14 protein-coding genes are annotated in these 15,917 nt (G+C 67.6%); 9 read left to right on the plus strand and 5 right to left on the minus strand.

Going from position 1 to position 15,917, the window contains the following annotated elements; translation table 11 throughout:
• Window positions 1-10 precede the first annotated feature (10 nt).
• Both mvk and ACFQEY_RS16535 read left to right on the plus strand, forming a co-directional pair.
• Window positions 11-1,027, plus strand: a complete 1,017-nt coding sequence (gene mvk, locus ACFQEY_RS16530) for a mevalonate kinase (protein WP_379770716.1) — start codon at window positions 11-13, stop codon at window positions 1,025-1,027.
• Window positions 1,024-1,824: an isopentenyl phosphate kinase gene (locus tag ACFQEY_RS16535; RefSeq protein WP_379770719.1), complete on the plus strand. Its 801-nt coding sequence runs from the start codon at window positions 1,024-1,026 to the stop codon at window positions 1,822-1,824. The genes mvk and ACFQEY_RS16535 overlap by 4 nt, the downstream gene beginning before the upstream one ends.
• On the opposite strand, the gene ACFQEY_RS16540 is transcribed toward ACFQEY_RS16535, so the two are convergent.
• On the minus strand, window positions 1,821-2,588 hold the full coding sequence (locus tag ACFQEY_RS16540; RefSeq protein ID WP_379770721.1) for a response regulator: 768 nt from the start codon (window positions 2,586-2,588) through the stop codon (window positions 1,821-1,823). The genes ACFQEY_RS16535 and ACFQEY_RS16540 overlap by 4 nt on opposite strands.
• 95 nt (window positions 2,589-2,683) lie before the next feature.
• On the opposite strand from ACFQEY_RS16540, the gene ACFQEY_RS16545 reads away from it, so the two are divergent.
• Complete coding sequence (locus ACFQEY_RS16545; protein WP_379770723.1) at window positions 2,684-3,733, plus strand: Mrp/NBP35 family ATP-binding protein; 1,050 nt, start codon at window positions 2,684-2,686, stop codon at window positions 3,731-3,733.
• Window positions 3,730-4,068 (plus strand): hypothetical protein, encoded by a 339-nt coding sequence (locus tag ACFQEY_RS16550; protein ID WP_379770725.1) that lies wholly within the window; start codon window positions 3,730-3,732, stop codon window positions 4,066-4,068. Before ACFQEY_RS16545 ends, ACFQEY_RS16550 begins: the two co-directional genes overlap by 4 nt.
• A gap of 925 nt (window positions 4,069-4,993) precedes the next feature.
• On the opposite strand, the gene ACFQEY_RS16555 is transcribed toward ACFQEY_RS16550, so the two are convergent.
• Together ACFQEY_RS16555 and ACFQEY_RS16560 are read right to left on the minus strand one after the other, a co-directional pair.
• Window positions 4,994-5,461 carry a hypothetical protein gene (locus ACFQEY_RS16555; RefSeq protein WP_379770728.1) on the minus strand — a complete coding sequence of 156 codons (468 nt, stop codon included), beginning with the start codon at window positions 5,459-5,461 and terminating at the stop codon, window positions 4,994-4,996.
• Between the two features lie 76 nt (window positions 5,462-5,537).
• Window positions 5,538-8,039, minus strand: coding sequence for a methyl-accepting chemotaxis protein (locus ACFQEY_RS16560; protein ID WP_379770730.1), 2,502 nt, complete (start codon window positions 8,037-8,039; stop codon window positions 5,538-5,540).
• A 220-nt stretch (window positions 8,040-8,259) separates the two neighbouring features.
• Between ACFQEY_RS16560 and ACFQEY_RS16565 the strand changes: the two genes are divergently transcribed.
• The 3 genes from ACFQEY_RS16565 to ACFQEY_RS16575 all read left to right on the plus strand — a co-directional run bounded on the left by ACFQEY_RS16565 (window position 8,260) and on the right by ACFQEY_RS16575 (window position 11,146).
• A complete protein-coding gene (locus tag ACFQEY_RS16565) occupies window positions 8,260-8,577 on the plus strand; it encodes a DUF5785 family protein (protein WP_379770732.1) in 318 nt (105 codons plus the stop codon).
• A 428-nt stretch (window positions 8,578-9,005) separates the two neighbouring features.
• On the plus strand, window positions 9,006-10,100 hold the full coding sequence (locus ACFQEY_RS16570; RefSeq protein ID WP_379770734.1) for a DUF1611 domain-containing protein: 1,095 nt from the start codon (window positions 9,006-9,008) through the stop codon (window positions 10,098-10,100).
• Complete coding sequence (locus tag ACFQEY_RS16575; protein WP_379770737.1) at window positions 10,097-11,146, plus strand: dipeptide epimerase; 1,050 nt, start codon at window positions 10,097-10,099, stop codon at window positions 11,144-11,146. Before ACFQEY_RS16570 ends, ACFQEY_RS16575 begins: the two co-directional genes overlap by 4 nt.
• 51 nt (window positions 11,147-11,197) lie before the next feature.
• Here the strand turns inward: ACFQEY_RS16575 and ACFQEY_RS16580 are convergent, their stop codons facing one another.
• Together ACFQEY_RS16580 and ACFQEY_RS16585 are read right to left on the minus strand one after the other, a co-directional pair.
• Window positions 11,198-12,076 (minus strand): PspA/IM30 family protein, encoded by an 879-nt coding sequence (locus ACFQEY_RS16580; protein WP_379770739.1) that lies wholly within the window; start codon window positions 12,074-12,076, stop codon window positions 11,198-11,200.
• 215 nt (window positions 12,077-12,291) lie between these two features.
• Window positions 12,292-12,762 (minus strand): type IV pilin domain-containing protein, encoded by a 471-nt coding sequence (locus tag ACFQEY_RS16585; RefSeq protein ID WP_379770741.1) that lies wholly within the window; start codon window positions 12,760-12,762, stop codon window positions 12,292-12,294.
• A gap of 191 nt (window positions 12,763-12,953) precedes the next feature.
• Here ACFQEY_RS16585 and ACFQEY_RS16590 point away from each other — a divergent pair, with 191 nt between their 5' ends.
• Together ACFQEY_RS16590 and ACFQEY_RS16595 are read left to right on the plus strand one after the other, a co-directional pair.
• Window positions 12,954-13,568 (plus strand): YIP1 family protein, encoded by a 615-nt coding sequence (locus tag ACFQEY_RS16590; protein ID WP_379770744.1) that lies wholly within the window; start codon window positions 12,954-12,956, stop codon window positions 13,566-13,568.
• Window positions 13,569-13,693: 125 nt separating this feature from the next.
• Window positions 13,694-15,904 carry a DHH family phosphoesterase gene (locus ACFQEY_RS16595; protein ID WP_379770746.1) on the plus strand — a complete coding sequence of 737 codons (2,211 nt, stop codon included), beginning with the start codon at window positions 13,694-13,696 and terminating at the stop codon, window positions 15,902-15,904.
• Window positions 15,905-15,917 lie beyond the last annotated feature (13 nt).

The raw sequence follows: 15,917 nt of genomic DNA on the forward strand, positions 1-15,917 counted from the left end.
GGTGGGTCGTATGACCGTCTGTGAAGCGCCGGGGAAGGTCTACCTCTTCGGCGAACACGCCGTCGTCTACGGCGAGCCGGCCGTGCCGGCGGCGATCGAGCGACGCGCCACCGTGACCGCCGAGCCGCGTTCCGACGACCACGTCCGCGTCGAGGCCGAGGACCTCTCGCTCGACGGGTTCACCGTCGAGTACGCCGGCGGCACCGGCGACCACCCCGACGTCGACGTGCCGACCTCGCTCGTCGAGGCCGCGATGGGCTACGTCGACGCCGCGGTCGAACAGGCTCGGGACGCGGCGGACGCTCCCGACACCGGTTTCGACATCACGGTCGAGAGCGACATCCCGCTGGGCGCGGGACTCGGATCGTCGGCGGCCGTCGTCGTCGCGGGAATCGACGCGGCAACGCGTGCGCTCGGGGAGTCGCTCGACCGGCGGGAGTTGGCCGACCGCGCGTACCGGGCGGAGTCCGACGTGCAGGAGGGGCAGGCCTCTCGGGCGGACACCTTCTGCTCGACGATGGGCGGGGCGGTCCGCGTCGAGGGCGACGACTGCGAGCCGATCGAGACGCCCAACCTCCCGTTCGTCGTCGGCTTCGACGGCGGCGCGGGCGACACCGGGGAACTCGTCGCCGGCGTCGGCGAACTCCGCGACGAGTACCGGTTCGCCGCCGACACCGTCGCGTCGATCGGCGAGATAGTTCGAACGGGGGAGCGGCTGCTCGCCGACGCGGATCCCGGGTCGGCTCCGGACCGCGAGCTGCTCGACGAGCTGGGCGAACTGATGGACTTCAACCACGGGCTGCTCTCCGCGCTCGGCGTCTCCGCGCGCTCGCTGGATGCGATGGTGTGGTCCGCGCGCGACGCTGGCGCACACGGCGCGAAGCTCACCGGCGCTGGCGGCGGCGGCTGTATCGTGGCTCTCGACGCGAGCGACGGGACCGAGACCGCCCTCTCGTTCACGCAGGGCTGTGAAGACGCGTTCCGCGCCGAGCTTGCGACCGAGGGGGTTCGGGTGGTGGAGCCGTGACCGGCGGTGAAACGCGCAGCGAGGCGGATCCGACCGCCGCCGGTCCCCCCGTCGTGCTCAAGCTCGGTGGGAGCCTGATCACGGAGAAGGATCACCCCGAGACACTCGACGATGCGGCGCTCGACGCGGCCTGCGACGCCGTCGCGGACGCGCTCGCCGACGGCGCGGTCGATCGGTTGGTCCTCGTCCACGGCGGCGGGAGCTTCGGTCACCATCACGCCAGCGAACACGGCGTCTCGACGACCGCGGGCACGAGCGATGCGGAAGCGGTGATGGACGTCCACGGCGCGATGACGACGCTGAACCGATTCGTTCTCTCGCGTCTCCACGAGAGAGGCGTGCCCGCGGTACCCGTCCATCCGCTCTCGCTGTCGGCGCGGCCGGAGGGCCCCGGCGACGACCTCGATCTGCCGCTCTCCTCGACGGCGACGCTGCTCGGCGAGGGGTTCGTCCCCGTGCTCCACGGCGACGGAGTCGCGACCGCGGGCGAGGGCGTCACCGTCGTCTCCGGCGACGAGCTGGTCGTCGAGCTCGCCGCCGGTCTCGACGCGCGTCGGGTCGGGGTTTGCTCGACGGTTCCGGGCGTCCTCGACGTCGATGGTGACGTGATTCCGGCCATCGACTCGTTCGAGGCGGTCGCCGACGCGCTCGGTGCGAGCGACGCGACGGACGTCTCCGGAGGAATGGCGGCGAAGGTACGCGAGCTACTCGGGCTGGACGCGCCGGCGTTCGTGTTCGGCGCTGACGGTCTGTCGCCGTTCTTACGGGGCGGTGACCCAGGAACGCGGATCGACTAAGGGGGCCCGTCAGATATCGGCTCGGCTCCGCGAATGATACACACGTGGCCGCCGTCGGTCGTGTGCGTCAACACGAGCTGTTCGCGAACCTGTCCGCCGCCGACGCAGTCGACCGTCGCCTCGCCGGTCCAGTACCCCTCGTCGGTCACGATCGGAAGAATCTCGTCCGTGAAGCGTTCGACCTCGTCGTCGGGGTAGAATCGTTCCCAGTGGGTCCCCACGAGTGTCTCCGGGTCGACTCCGTACACGGAGGCGTACGACTCGTTGGCGAAGAGGTACTCCCCGCTGGACCCGAGGATACCGATCGGTTCGCTGGCGGCCTCCAGCGCCGCGATGCTGCGCTCGACCTGTTGTTCGAGTCGATAGCGATCGACGGCGTTTCGGATCCGATTGACGAGCATCTCGTACTGGTCGCTGCCGCCGCCCTTCTGGAGGTAGTCCGTGACCCCGGCAGAGATCGCCTCGCTCGCGACCTCCTCGCTCCCCTTTCCCGTGAAGAGGACGAACGGGAACAGCGGATCGGTCTCGCGGACGCGTTCGAGGAAGTCAATTCCGGTGCCGTCAGGGAGATCGTAGTCGCAGACCACCGCGTCGAACGCGTTCTCTTCGAACCGGTTGCGCGCCTCGGCGACCGTCGAAACGGACTCGTGCTCGATCGTCTCGTCGAGCCGATGCAGATACGTCGCGGTGAGGTCGGCGAAAGCGGCGTCGTCTTCGACGTGGAGCAGTCGGATCGCCACGTTCGATTCCGAGCCGTCGTGCATACACAAACGGTATCTCGTCATGACATAAGCGCTTCGACGGCGGTCCGCGTCGGCCGTACAGAACCCTTATTCGCCCCACTGCCCTCCGTTTCGACATGAACGAAGCGGACGTACGAGAGCTGCTTTCGGGCGTTCAGGACCCCGATCTCGGCGACGACATCGTCTCGGTCGGTCTCGTCAACGACGTCGAGGTCGACGTGGGCGAGGACGGAGAGGCGGTCCGCGTATCGCTGGCGCTCGGCGCGCCGTTCTCGCCGCACGAGTCGGCCATCGCCGACGACGTCCGGGACGCTCTGTCGGACACCGGCCTCGACGTGTCGCTCTCGGCGTCGATCCCGAACGATCTCGACCCGGACGAACGGGTCCTTCCGGGTGTGAAAAACGTGATCGCCGTCGCCTCCGGGAAGGGCGGCGTAGGGAAGTCGACGATGGCGGTCAACCTCGCTGCCGGCCTCTCGGAGCTCGGTGCGCGCGTCGGGCTGTTCGACGCGGACGTGTACGGGCCGAACGTCCCGCGGATGGTCTCAGCCGAGGAGCGACCGCGGACGGACGGGGACGCGATCGTGCCACCCGAGCGCTTCGGCGTGAAGCTGATGAGCATGGACTTTCTCACCGGCGAAGACGACCCGGTCATCTGGCGGGGACCGATGGTCCACAAGATCATCACTCAGCTCGTCGAGGACGTCGAGTGGGGCGAGCTGGACTACCTCGTGATGGACCTGCCCCCGGGTACTGGCGACACGCAGCTCACGATCCTCCAGACGCTCCCGCTCACGGGTGCCGTGATCGTCACGACGCCGCAGGAGGTCGCGCTCGACGACGCGGTGAAAGGGCTCCGCATGTTCGGCAAACACGACACGAACGTGCTCGGTATCGCGGAGAACATGGCCGGCTTTCGGTGCCCCGACTGCGGCGGCTTCCACGAGATATTCGGCTCCGGCGGCGGGAAGGCGCTCGCGGCCGACCACGATCTCCCGTTCCTCGGCGGCGTCCCGCTTGACCCTGCGGTCCGCACAGGCGGCGACGACGGCGAGCCAGTGGTGCTCGACGAGGGCGAGACCGCCGACGCGTTCAAGGTGATCGTGGAGAACGTCGCCAACAACGCCGGTGTGGTGCGCCGCCGCGGGGTGAGCGAGCGGCGATGAGCGGAGAGGGAAACGAGTCGGACATCGACGGCGAGAGGGACGATACCGGCGACCCCACCGATCCCCTCGATGCCACCGGCGTCGACCCGGTCGTCCCGGAGTCGACCGCGGACGCGACGGACGAGGCGTTCGTCGAGGACGACGAGGTCCGAGCGTTCCTCCGTGAGATCGCCGCCGACGTGCGGGGCGACAGTTCTGAGAGCAAGCAGCTCTCGGCGATCCTCTATCGCGTGTCGGACTTATACGACCCTGCCGAACGGACATCTCCGGAGGAGATCTATCTGAACGTTCGACACATCATGAAGATCAAAGAGCAGGGCGGAATCGAGCGATAGTGCGTGGTTAGCGGTGCGATACGCGCGGCGGTGCGATACGCGCAGCGGTGCGATACGCGCGGCGGTGGGTTCTGTCGATCGAATATCTCTATTGAAATGCTCTTCTCTAGATATGTTCTCATCCGAACCAACAGATCGCTGAACGGTGATCTTTGATCGATACCGGGAGTATGGATCTCATTGTGTTGAGGTGATCGTTTATAAGCGAAGGAGTGGTGTTGCCGTCGGCTGTTTATATATCGTTGCTGGCCCGGTAAATCGTTCACTGTCTGGCGTTGATTGCTTATAAGTGATTGACGGTGCGGCGTACACCTCCAAAGCCCCAGCCGCTCGCTTATAATCAGTCTATGGTATGGTGAACACTTCCAAAGCCCCAGCCACGAGGCGGGCGCACGCTCGCTGTCGCCCGAAAATCTCTGATTTTCGGGATGACGAGAGAGCTTTGCTCTCTCGAACCACGCTCCTCACTCGGTCGCTCACTCTGTTCGCTCCTTCGCTGCGGTGCTTGTGTCGCCTGCGCCCGCCTCGCGACTGCCCCTTTGAGTCCCACCCCACACACCACCGCAACCGCACCTCACGCCTCCCCAGCCTCGCGGCTCACTCCGTTCGCCGCGTCCCTCGCGGGCTCCTCGCGGCCTATCGGCCACTCGGAGGCGCGCCGCAGCACCGCATTGTTCATTTATAAGCAGTCGTCGCTGTCGCGCTCGTCCCTTTAAATACCACGCAGCCGGCGGCGGTCTGCAATACCCACTCCCGTAATCACTCACCACGCTTCCCTAATTAACCCCAAGCGGGGTGAAATGTGTAACCTATAGGTTTCAACAGAGCCGATCGAGTGTCTGTCGTCGCTGGAAGCGACTGCCGTCAGCGACTCCCCCGCCGCTTTTATAAACAATGAGATCCGATTCCGGCGACACCCGGTTGGTCACACCCGCTCTTCTAACACCGTCTCGTCGCCGTGGCGGACTTCGACGCGCTCGGGAATGGACGCCTCGGTGAACGCGACGGCGATTTCGTAGGGGTGCGCTTCGGCGATGTCGGAACACCGCTCCTCGTCCCAGTCGGGATCGTCCTCGGTGGTCAGCCGGAGCAGCAGGCGGCCGGCGTCGAGGTCCGCCTCGATCAGGTCGACCTGATAGCACTCGCGCGCGCCGTCGAGCAGCCGTCCCCTGACGGTGACGTGCGGCGGATCGGCGTCGAGCGTCCGGAGCAGGACGGCGGCGTCGCGTGGACTCGGCTCGTCGGATTCGAACTCGCCGGTGTGCTCGCGGCGGAGCGTCACCTCCGCGCCATCGATCTCTCGGGGGACCTCACTCCACGGCGGGGTCGGACACCCGGCGAGCGAGACGGTCGTGACGGCGGCCGCGGTCGAGAGGAGGGCTCTGCGGCGCATGAGTGAGGGACGCCGCGGAGGCGAGGAATACTTTGTGGCGAGCGGAAATCGAGAGCGCCGCGGACGGGTGACGTCCTCAGTCGTTGTCCGACTGGACGGAGCCGCCGTCTGCCGCGGCATCGGTTCGGTCGCCGGTCGACTCGGCCTCGTCGAACAGGAAATCGTCCGTCGTCTCGACCTCTTCGGTCGGCTCGGTAGAGTCGGTTCGGTCGCCGGTCGCTTCGACCCCGTCGTTCGGTTCGACCCCGTCGTTCGCTTCGGCCTCGTCGGATAGCAGGACGTCGGCGTCCACATCGACACCGACCTCCTCGGCGCGGTCGGCGCGGGCTTCGAACTGCTCGGCGAGCGCCCGGAGCTCGTCGGCGCGGCCGGAGAGCGAGTCCGCACTGGTCGAGATCTGCTCTATCGCCGCTGTCTGCTCTTCCGCCGCGGCCGAGACGTTCTGCGCCTCGCTCGCGGTCTCGACGCTCACCTCGGAAACCTCGTCGATCATCGCGACCGCCTCCTGGGTAGCGTCCGCCTGCTCGTCCGTCGCGTCGTTGATCGACTGGATCCCCGCGTTGGCGTCGGAGACGTCCTCGACGATCGTCTCCAGCGTATCGACCGTTTCGTCGACGATCTCGCGGCCCCGCTCGACGTCGTCCTCCATGGCGAACATGTCCTCAGCGACGGAGTCCGTCGACGCCTCGACGCCCTCCACGAGGTTTTCCACCTCGGTGGTCGCCTCCGCGGTCTCTTCGGCGAGGTCCTTCACCTCGCGGGCGACGACCGCGAAGCCCGCGCCGGCCTCGCCGGCGCGGGCGGCCTCGATGCTCGCGTTGAGCGCGAGGATGTTCGTCTGCTCGGCGATGTCGTCGATCAGGCCGACCACCTCGCCGATGCGCTCGACCTCGTCGCGCAGGCTCGACATCTCCTCGACCGTGTTCTCCACCTCCGTGTCGATGCGGTCCATGTGGTCGATCGCGTCGTTCGCCTTCTCTCGACCTTCCTCGCCGACCTCGGCCGTCGCCGACGACTGCACGGCGAGTTCGTCCGTCGACGAAGCGATCTCCTCGACCGTCGCCGAGAGGTCGTTGAGTTCGGCGGCGGCCGTCGTGAGGTTCTCCTCCTGGCGCTCGGTCCCCACGGAGATCTCCTCGACGCTCTCCGCGACGTCGACGCTCGTCGACTCGACCTCCTCGGCCGAGGCCGTCACCTCGGCGCTCTGGTCACCGACCGTCTCAGCGGCCCCCTGGATGGCGACGACGAGCGACTCCACTCGATCGAGCATCTCGTTCAGCGAGTCCGCGATCTCGGTCATCGCCTCGCTGTCGCTCTCGGGATCGAGCCGCCGGGTGAGGTCGCCGTCGGCGACCGCATCGATCGTCTCCCCGTAGTCGTCCGCCTTCTCTTCGAGGTGCGCCGAGAGCGCCTCGGCTTCCTCGCGCGCCGCCGCAGCCTCGTCCGCGGACTCCTCGACCGCCGAGAGCTGCTCGCGCATCGTGTTCCGGATCCGGTCGAACACCGCGGAGAGCTGACCGAACTCGTCGACGCGGGAGCGGTCGATGTCGACGTCGAGGTCGCCGTTCTCGATCGCCTCGGCGTACCCCCGAAGCTCGTCGACGGAGCCGTTCACGTCGCGGGAGATGAACACGCCCACCGCGAGGAGCCCCGCGACGGCGATGCCGATCAGCAGCAGGACGATCTGCGTGACGTCACCGACCGTCCCGTACACCTGGCTCTGCGGGGCGGCGACGACGACCGACCACGGCTTGTTCTCGATCGGGGAGGCCGCCGTGACGAGGTTCGCGTCGTCGACGACGTCCTGTTCGGTGTCGGTCACGTCGTCGACGCGGGTCTCGGTGAGCTCGGACTGTAGGTACGGAAGCTCCTCGATGAGGAAGTAGTCGCTCAGGATCGCGTCGCCGTCGGGCGAGAGCGCGACCTGCCCGGTCCGCGTCGAGACCACTTCCATGCTCGCGCCCTCGACGGGCGCGGACAGCAGGGCCCCGCGGGATTCGAGGTCGGTCGTGATCACGACCACGTACGACGAGTCGCTACGGGTCGGACTTGCGAAGCCGAGCCGGTTCGCGCCGTCGGACTTGTACGGCTCGAACGAGCGGACCTCGTCGGTGTCGCTGAACGCGTCCGGAGAGACGGCCCACGGGCGTTCCGACTCCGTGAACGTCTTCCCCTCCGCGGTCGGTTCCGTGCTCACGACGATCTCGTTCGATTCGAGATCGTAGTAGTGGAGGTTGGCGACGTAGTCGGGGAGCATCTGTTCGTTGCGCCGAAGTTCGTCCCGGATCACGGTTCGACTCGACGATTGGACCCGCGACGCGGAGGAGACCCGAACCGCGTGGGCGTCGACCTCTTCGATGAATCCCGCTATCCCCTCCGCCTCGCGCTCGGCGGAGCTCGTGAGCGTGTCGCGCGCGTCGGACTCGACGCTCGCTTGCACCTGGTCGAACGCGAGTGCACCAGCGCCGAGTAACACCGCGCTCACGACGAGTATCACCGCAGCGATTTTGAACAGATAGCGACCGCGGAGGCGGTCGTAGAGGCGCTTGAAAGCGCCGCGATCTCGATCGGTGGACATGAATCGCGGTTTCCGTATCGGTTTATAAAATCACGTGGACGATTATCTTCCGTGATAACCACCGTTTCGATCGCGCCACGGCCGTCGGTCGGCGTCGACGCCGAGTGGCTACCGGTCCGCACGTTCACGCGACACTCGTTTGTGACCGACCACGACACCGCGGGGCGTTCGCCTCGAATGTTCCGAAATGACTATCCCCGCCCCCGGCAAACCGCCTGCCATGGACTGGCCACACGACCCCGACGGGGAACAGGGGAGCGAGGGCATGCGGCAGTACGGCCACGCCGTGCTCGCGAAGAAGATCGACGAGGAGGAGGACTTCCCGCTGTCGGCGGCCGACTACGTCGAGCAGTACGGTGACCACCCGATCCGGATCGACTACGAGACGGTCGTCTCCGTCGAGGAGATTTTCGAGGGCGTCGAGAAGGAGGAGTTCGACGACTTCGTCGAGTTCCACCAGGAACTGGGCCGGGCGATGCGCGAGAACGGCTTCTGGTTTTACGAGGGCGCTGAGCAGTTCGTCGGCGACGACGCCTGAACCGAGTCCGCAGTTTGAAGTCTTTGTTATCGATCGGTCGGTGATCGTCTCCCTCTCAGCGGTTCACTGATAAATCGCTACTGGCGAGGTTACCACTTACAAAGCCCCAGCCCGCTCAGCTCCGCACCCCCACCTCACACCTCCCCAGCCTCGGCAGACGGCCCGGCGCGGGCAGAGCCGCCCCGGACCGCCGCCTCCCTCGCGCGGTCTGCTCGCGGCCTGTCGGCCGCTCGCAGGCACACAGGGCGAGAGCGAAGCTCTCGCTTGAAGCCGGACGTAGTCCGGCGACGCCAACCGCAGTCACCTCGATCGTTTATAAGTGATTGAGACACCATTCACGCCTCTTTTTAAGTGATCACGTTGTTGTCGAGACCACCGATCGACCGTCCCTCGACTCTTTTAAGCGTACCCGGGGCGACCGATTCACCATGAGCGACGAACGGATTGTCATCCTCGCCCACGAGAAGTTCCCCGAACGCGCGAAGACCGCCCTCGGCGTGATGCGCTACGGCGACCAGGACGTGCGCGCCGTCCTCGACCGCGACCGCGCCGGCGACCGCGTCCGCGATCACGTGTCGGACCTCGACGACGCGCCGATTGTGGAGTCGTTCGACGAGGCGTACGCGGCCGCCGACGGCGACCTTGACGCCTTGTATATCGGGATCGCGCCCATCGGCGGCGGCTTCGACGAATCGTGGCGCGCCGACGTCGAGGCCGCGATTGAGGCCGGTTGCGACGTGGTGAGCGGGCTCCACTACTTCCTCACCGATGACGCTGAACTCGCCGCGCTGGCCGACGAACACGGCGTCGAACTGCGGGACGTTCGCGAGCCGGACGACGACCTCACGGTGGCGACCGGGGGCGCTGGCGACGTCGACGCCGACGTGGTGTGTACGGTCGGCACCGACTGCTCGGTCGGGAAGATGACGGCCTCGCTGGAGATCGTCGCGGCCGCCCGCGAGCGCGGGATCGACGCCGCGTTCATTCCGACGGGCCAGACCGGAATCATGATCGCCGGGTGGGGGAACCCGATCGACCGCGTCGTCTCCGATTTCACCGCGGGCGCGGTCGAGGACATGCTCGTCGAGGTCGGCGACGACTACGACCTGCTCGTCGTCGAGGGGCAGGGGAGCATCGTCCATCCGGCCTACTCGGCGGTCACCTGCGGCATCCTCCACGGCTCGATGGCCGACGGGCTCGTCCTCTGTCACGCCGCGGGCCGCGAGGTCGTCCACGGCTTCGAATCGTTCGATCTCCCTTCCGTCTCGGAGTACGTCGACCTCTACGAGGGGCTGGCGAACCCGGTCCACGAGACCGATATCGTCGCCGGCGCGCTCAACACGAAGGACGTCGAGGACGACGAGGACGCCGCCGACGCGGTCGCGGCGTTCGCGGTCGACGCCGGCGTCCCCGCCGCCGACCCGGTCCGGCAAGGGGCCGACGCGATCGTCGACGGCATCGTCGACGCGGGCCTCGGCGGGTCGACCGTCCCGGGCGCGAGTGCGGGAGCCGCCGACGAATGACCCTCGAAACCGAGTTCGAGCGGGTGTCGATGCCGCTTGAGAACCCGTTCACCATCTCGCGAGGGACCCAGACCGACGCCGAAAACGTGATCGTGCGAGTCACCGACGAGGGCGGGATGACCGGCGTCGGCGGCGCGGCCCCGTCCCCGCACTACGGCGAGACCGCAGAGACGGTCGAGGCGGTGCTTCCGGACCTGCTCACCGCCGTCGAGGAGATCGGCGATCCGCACGCGCTCCACGCGATCGAAGCCGAACTGTCGACCGTCGTCACAGACAACCCGGCCGCCCGCTGTGCCGTCTCGATCGCGGTTCACGACCTCGCCGCGAAGCGACTCGGCGTCCCGCTCCACCGCCTGTGGGGGCTCGACCCGTCGGCCGCGCCAGCGACCTCCTTCACCGTCGGGCTGGACGAGACTGAGCGCGTCCGAGAGAAGGCCGCCGACGCGGTCGAAGCGGGATACTCGATCCTCAAGCTCAAGCTCGGTACCGACCGCGACCGCGAGCTGGTCGAGGCGGTGCGAGAGGCCGCACCGGACGCCCGACTGCGCGTCGACGCCAACGAGGCGTGGACCGCGCGCGAGGCCGTTCGAAAGAGCGAGTGGCTCGCCGAACTCGACGTGGAGTTCGTCGAGCAGCCGGTCCCGGCCGAGGATCCCGAGGGGCTCCGGTTCGCCTACGAGCGGTCGGCGCTTCCGATCGCCGCCGACGAGTCGTGCGTGACCCTCTCCGACATCCCCGCCATCGCCGACCGCTGTGACATCGCGAATCTGAAGCTGATGAAGACCGGCGGACTGCTGGAGGCGAGACGAATGATCGCCGCCGCCCGCGCTCACGGGCTCGAAGTGATGTGCGGCTGCATGATCGAGTCGAACGCGTCGATCGCCGCTGCCGCGCAGCTCGCGCCCCTGCTCGATTACGCCGACCTCGACGGGTCGCTCTTGCTCGCCGACGATCCGTACGACGGGATTCCGATGCTCGACGGCGAGATACAACTCGGGGCCCAAGCGCAGGCGGGGACCGGCGCTCGACCGAAATCCGTCGAGTAGCGCCGAAAAACAGGCGAATGGATGGCCGATCGGGGCGACAAGCCCGATCGATCAGTTTCGCGGCTCGTCGGCGTCGACCTCGGACTCCTCCAGCTCGACGTCGAGGTCCTCGTCGGCGTCGCCGTCGAGGTCAGCTTCGAGGTCGTCCGAATCGATCTCGGTCTCGATGTCCTCCAGCTCCGCGTCGATCTCCTCGTCGGTGCTGGCGTCGGCGTCGCCGTTCGCCGGCTCGCCCTTACCGAGTTCGCCCTTGAGCGTCTCCAGTTCGGCGTCGACCTCGCTGTTCGTCGAGAGCCCTTCGAGCTCCCGGTCGATGTTGTCCTTGTCCGAGAGCGCGTCCTCGAACGCACCGGAGTCCTCCAGTTCGTCCATCGCCTCGGACCGCGCCTCCATTTCCTCGGTTCGCTCCTCGGCGCGCTCGATCGAACGACTCACGTCCTCCATCTCATCGCCGACGCCGGTCATCGCCTCCGAGACGCGCGAGGACGCCTCCGCGGCCTCGTAGCGGGCCTTCATCGTCTCCTTTTTCGTGCGGAACTCCTCGATGCGGTTCTGGAGCTTGTTCTTCTTCTCGACGAGCTGGTCCTGCGTGTCGTTCAGTTCCGCGATCTGCCCCTCCAGCTCCTCGATCTGGGTCATCTTCGACTTCTTCTTTTCGAGGGCCTTCCGGGCGAGGTCGTCGCGGTCCTGCTGGACCGCCTCGCGGGCCTGTCGATTGTGCTTTTCGACGTTCTCTTCGAGCTTCCGCTTTTGAATCTCCAGGCGTTTCTTCTGGGTCGTCAGGTCGGCGATTCCCTGTTTGACGTCCTGCAGCTCGTCGCGCATCTGTTCGTACGAGTAATCGAGCGTCTCCGTCGGATCCTCCGCTCGGTTGAGGAGGGCGTTCACCTTCGAGCGGATGACGTATGAGGCGCGAGAGAGGATTCCCATATCCGCCTTACACGCTCCACCCGTTAAAACCTCATGTGGTTCGCGAGCCCGATCGGGCCGGAGAGACGCGGTGAGCGGTCGACGATACGCAGTCCCACGAGACACTCTCGAATCTGCAGTCCCACGAGACACTCTCGATCCGGGTGCGACGGCGAGGTCCGCGGCCGGCGCGGAGCGCGGCCGCGGCGGCGTGAGTACGAAGCGGGAGGGGCAGCTCAGAACCCGCCCTCGCCGCCGAGCGGATCGGCTCCGGGACCGTCCTCCGTCCACGCGTCGATCTCCGAGTCCTCGCCCTCGTAGCTGCCGAGCGTCTCGTGGGTGTCGAACGCCACTGGCTCCCAGACGACCTCGAACTGCTCGTTTCCGGTCGCGTTCGGCACCGCTACCCGGTCGCCCGGTTGGACGATCCCGCCACCAGGCCACGCGCCGAACTGGACGTTCCCGTCCGGATCTTCGCCCCGGACGTACAGCTCCTCGGCTGGGACCGGTTCGGGACCGAGCGCGACGACGACGAGTTCGCCGCTCTCCGCTTCGGCCTCGAACTCCGCGTCCGGCGGGGCGACGCCGTCGATCAGTCCGAACACGGCCGCGCCGACGAGCGCCAACAGCAGCACGACGATGCCGACGAGCAGCCCCGAACCGGCCAGCGGGGTGAATCCTCGGTCGTCGTTCCAGAGCGCGTGCATTCGCGTTCTCCTCGGCGAGGGGCGGTATAAGGGTTTACCCGCCGATTATCACGAGAGAGAATCTATCGGGCGGGCGGGACGGAGCGGGAGAGGGGGATTGACGGCGGATCGGAGACAGATCGACGACGAGCGAGCGATCCGCTCTCGGCGCGAACCGGAACCCCGTTATTCCACCCGCTCGAAGGCCGCCCGTGACACGGTGGATCGAGGATCCGAACGGCGGGAGAGCGCGTGGCCCTCGGGGGCTCGTTCGCGCGTGGATCGAGGCGCTCGTCAGACCCCGACGGCTCTTCGCCAACGGCGTGAGCCCCGGTGACCAAGCGCCGGCGCTGACCTTCGCGGTCGCCGTCGCCGCCGCGTACGTCCTCGGTTGGATCGTCGCCGATCCGGCGGCCGTCCCCGGGATAGTCGGATCCGTCGCCGTCTCCGCGCTCGTCCTGCTCCTCGTCGTAATCGCGATCGCAGCGCCGGTCGCCCTCCACCTGACCGCGGCGGTCGCGACGGTATCGGTGATCCTCGCCAGCGTCGAACTCGACGGCGGAATCGTCCTGCGCGATCGGGGCGGCGTGAGCGAGACGGTTCAGGTCGTCGCGTACGCGAGCTCGCCGATGGCGCTCGCCGGGCCGCCGATCCCGGCGCTCCGGATCGCTTGCGGCGCGTACGCGACGGGGCTGTTGCTGATCGGCTTCCGGACGGTCCACGGGACGACCCCGTTGCGGACGCTGGTGGCCGGTGTTCCGCCGGCGCTTCTCGGATACGGCGTCGGGTATCGGGTCGTCGCCGCGATCCGGTCGCTCCTCGGGTGATGACCCGCTCTCTGCGGGCCGTTCGCCCACCCCGCGTTCGCATTCGTTCGCACTCACCGCGTTCGCACCCGTTCGCACGAGGGTTTCGACAACCGTTTTAGGCCCGAGGCTCTCGGTGTACTCAAATGGGATCCTGTATCATCTGTGGCGTCGACGTCGACGGCGGCGGTCGCATCTGCGAACCGCACCAAGAGGACGTCGCGTTCGACTTCCGGGGCAATTCTCCGAACCAGCTCGTTCCGAGCCGATTCTACCGCGGCGTCGTCGACGGCTACGCCGAATTCGGCGTGTTCGTCGACCTCTCGCCAGGCGTGACCGGATTGCTCCACCGGTCGGAGCTCGACCGGCGTCTCGACACCCTCGACTGGGAACCCGGCGACGAGGTGTTCGTTCAGGTCAAGGGCGTTCGCGACAACGGGAACATCGACCTCGCGTGGTCGATCCGGCAGGAGAACCGCGAGTTCCGCGGCGTCCTCGTCCAGGACGGCGACACCGAACACCTCCCCGAGGAGGTCGACGAGACCGGGAACGACGATGGGAACCGAAGCAGCGATGGCACCCAAGATAGCCGGCGTACCGCGGACGACACGGATCACGTCGACGATACGAATCACGCCGCCGACACCGAGGGCGACGACGGATCCGACGACGTAGGTGCTGTCGACGAAGAAGCCGAAAGCGTCGATGAAGCCGATGCAGATTCCGGGACCGATGTCACCGAGGCCGAGCAGACCGATTCCGACGTCACCGATGCCGACGAGACCGGTTCTGACGTCACCGAGGCCGAGCAGTCCGATTCCGACGTCATCGAGGCCGACGAAACCGAGGCCGACGACGAGCGCGAGCGCGTCGAAATCGGCAGCCTCGCCGACGCCGTCGGCGATGCGGTCCGGATAGACGGCGAAGTCGTCGGCGTCCGACAGACGGGCGGTCCCACGGTGTTCGAGGTTCGCGACGAGACCGGCGTCGTCGACGTCGCCGCGTTCGTCGAGCCGGGAGTCCGCGCGCATCCGAACGTCGAGGTCGGCGACGCGGTCCGGATCGACGGGGAGGTCGAAAGCCACCGCGGCGACGTGCAGGTCGAATCGGAGGCGCTCGTTCTCCTCGACGGCGACGAAGCCGAAGCGGTTCGCCGCCGGCTCGCCGAGGCGCTCACCGACGAGGCGCGCCCGGAGGGCCTCCAGCCGCTCGCGGGCGACGAGGCGGTCGCGCAGCTGGCCGACGGCCTGCTCGACGCCGCGGAGGCGATCCGCCGCGCCGTCCTCGAATCGCGTCCGATCGTCGTGCGCCACCCGGCCACCGCCGACGGCTACGTCGCCGGCGCGGCCGTCGAACGCGCCGTGCTCCCGCTGATTCGCGAGGAGCACGCCAAGAGCGACGCCGAGTACCACTACTTCACCCGACGCCCGCTCGACGAACCGGTGTACGGGATGGACGCCGCGACGAACGACGCGACCCGGATGCTCCAAGACCGGGACCGCCACGACGAGAAGCTCCCGCTGTTCCTGCTCGTCGGAACCGGCTCCACGGTCGAGTCCGCGGACGGGATCGACCTGTTGTCCGTCTACGGGGTCGACGCGGTCGTCGTCGACGCCGAGGTTGCCGACACCGAGACGCGCGAATCGGTCGACACGCTCGTCTCCCCGGAGATCGAGTCGCTCGACGCCGACCTCTCGACGGGCGCGCTCGTCGCCTCGCTGGCCTCCGCAGTCAACGACGAGGTCCGCGCCGAGCTCCGACACCTTCCGGCCGTGAGCTACTGGGAGGAGACCCCCGCGCGCTACGTCGACCTCGCCCGAGATGCGGGCTACGACGCCGAGCGCGTCGCTGAGCTCCGCGAGGCCATCGCGCTGGAGGCGTACTACCAGTCCTACCAGGACAAACGCGAACTCGTCGCAGACCTGCTCTTCGAGGACGGCGGCAACCTCGCTGCACACGTCTCAGAACAGTTCCGAGAGAAACTTGAGACGGAGATCGGGACCGCGACCGAGAACGTCGTCACCGAGGCGGTCGACGGCGTCGAGTTCGCCGTCCTCGACACCGACGGCTACACCCACCGCTACGACTTCCCGCCGACGCCGCTGCTGTTGGACGATCTCCACCGCCGGAAGGCGAACGGCGAGGCGTACGCGACCGTCGGTATCGGCACCGACGAGCTGTACCTCCGGACGACGGCGGACGTCTCCGTCCGCGACGTGGCCGCGCGCGCCGCCGAACTCGCGCCGGCCGCCGACGTCACGACGGCCGGCCTCCGGGAGGGGAAAATCGAGTTCCTCTCGGGCGAGCGCGACGCCGTCGAGGACGCTGTCGTCGCCGCCGTCGCCGAGGCGTTCTGAGACGGCCAGGTTC

Source organism: Halorubrum trueperi (assembly GCF_042662525.1).
GTDB classification, from domain to species: domain Archaea; phylum Halobacteriota; class Halobacteria; order Halobacteriales; family Haloferacaceae; genus Halorubrum; species Halorubrum trueperi.

Bases quoted from the DNA above. Each gene is read 5' to 3' on its own strand.
- ACFQEY_RS16585 (WP_379770741.1), bottom strand. From the start codon at position 12,762: ATGCACGCGCTCTGGAACGACGACCGAGGATTCACCCCGCTGGCCGGT.
- ACFQEY_RS16555 (WP_379770728.1), bottom strand. From the start codon at position 5,461: ATGCGCCGCAGAGCCCTCCTCTCGACCGCGGCCGCCGTCACGACCGTC.
- ACFQEY_RS16595 (WP_379770746.1), top strand. From the start codon at position 13,694: ATGGGATCCTGTATCATCTGTGGCGTCGACGTCGACGGCGGCGGTCGC.
- ACFQEY_RS16580 (WP_379770739.1), bottom strand. From the start codon at position 12,076: ATGGGAATCCTCTCTCGCGCCTCATACGTCATCCGCTCGAAGGTGAAC.
- ACFQEY_RS16560 (WP_379770730.1), bottom strand. From the start codon at position 8,039: ATGTCCACCGATCGAGATCGCGGCGCTTTCAAGCGCCTCTACGACCGC.
- ACFQEY_RS16570 (WP_379770734.1), top strand. From the start codon at position 9,006: ATGAGCGACGAACGGATTGTCATCCTCGCCCACGAGAAGTTCCCCGAA.
- mvk (WP_379770716.1), top strand. From the start codon at position 11: ATGACCGTCTGTGAAGCGCCGGGGAAGGTCTACCTCTTCGGCGAACAC.
- ACFQEY_RS16565 (WP_379770732.1), top strand. From the start codon at position 8,260: ATGGACTGGCCACACGACCCCGACGGGGAACAGGGGAGCGAGGGCATG.
- ACFQEY_RS16540 (WP_379770721.1), bottom strand. From the start codon at position 2,588: ATGCACGACGGCTCGGAATCGAACGTGGCGATCCGACTGCTCCACGTC.
- ACFQEY_RS16575 (WP_379770737.1), top strand. From the start codon at position 10,097: ATGACCCTCGAAACCGAGTTCGAGCGGGTGTCGATGCCGCTTGAGAAC.
- ACFQEY_RS16550 (WP_379770725.1), top strand. From the start codon at position 3,730: ATGAGCGGAGAGGGAAACGAGTCGGACATCGACGGCGAGAGGGACGAT.
- ACFQEY_RS16545 (WP_379770723.1), top strand. From the start codon at position 2,684: ATGAACGAAGCGGACGTACGAGAGCTGCTTTCGGGCGTTCAGGACCCC.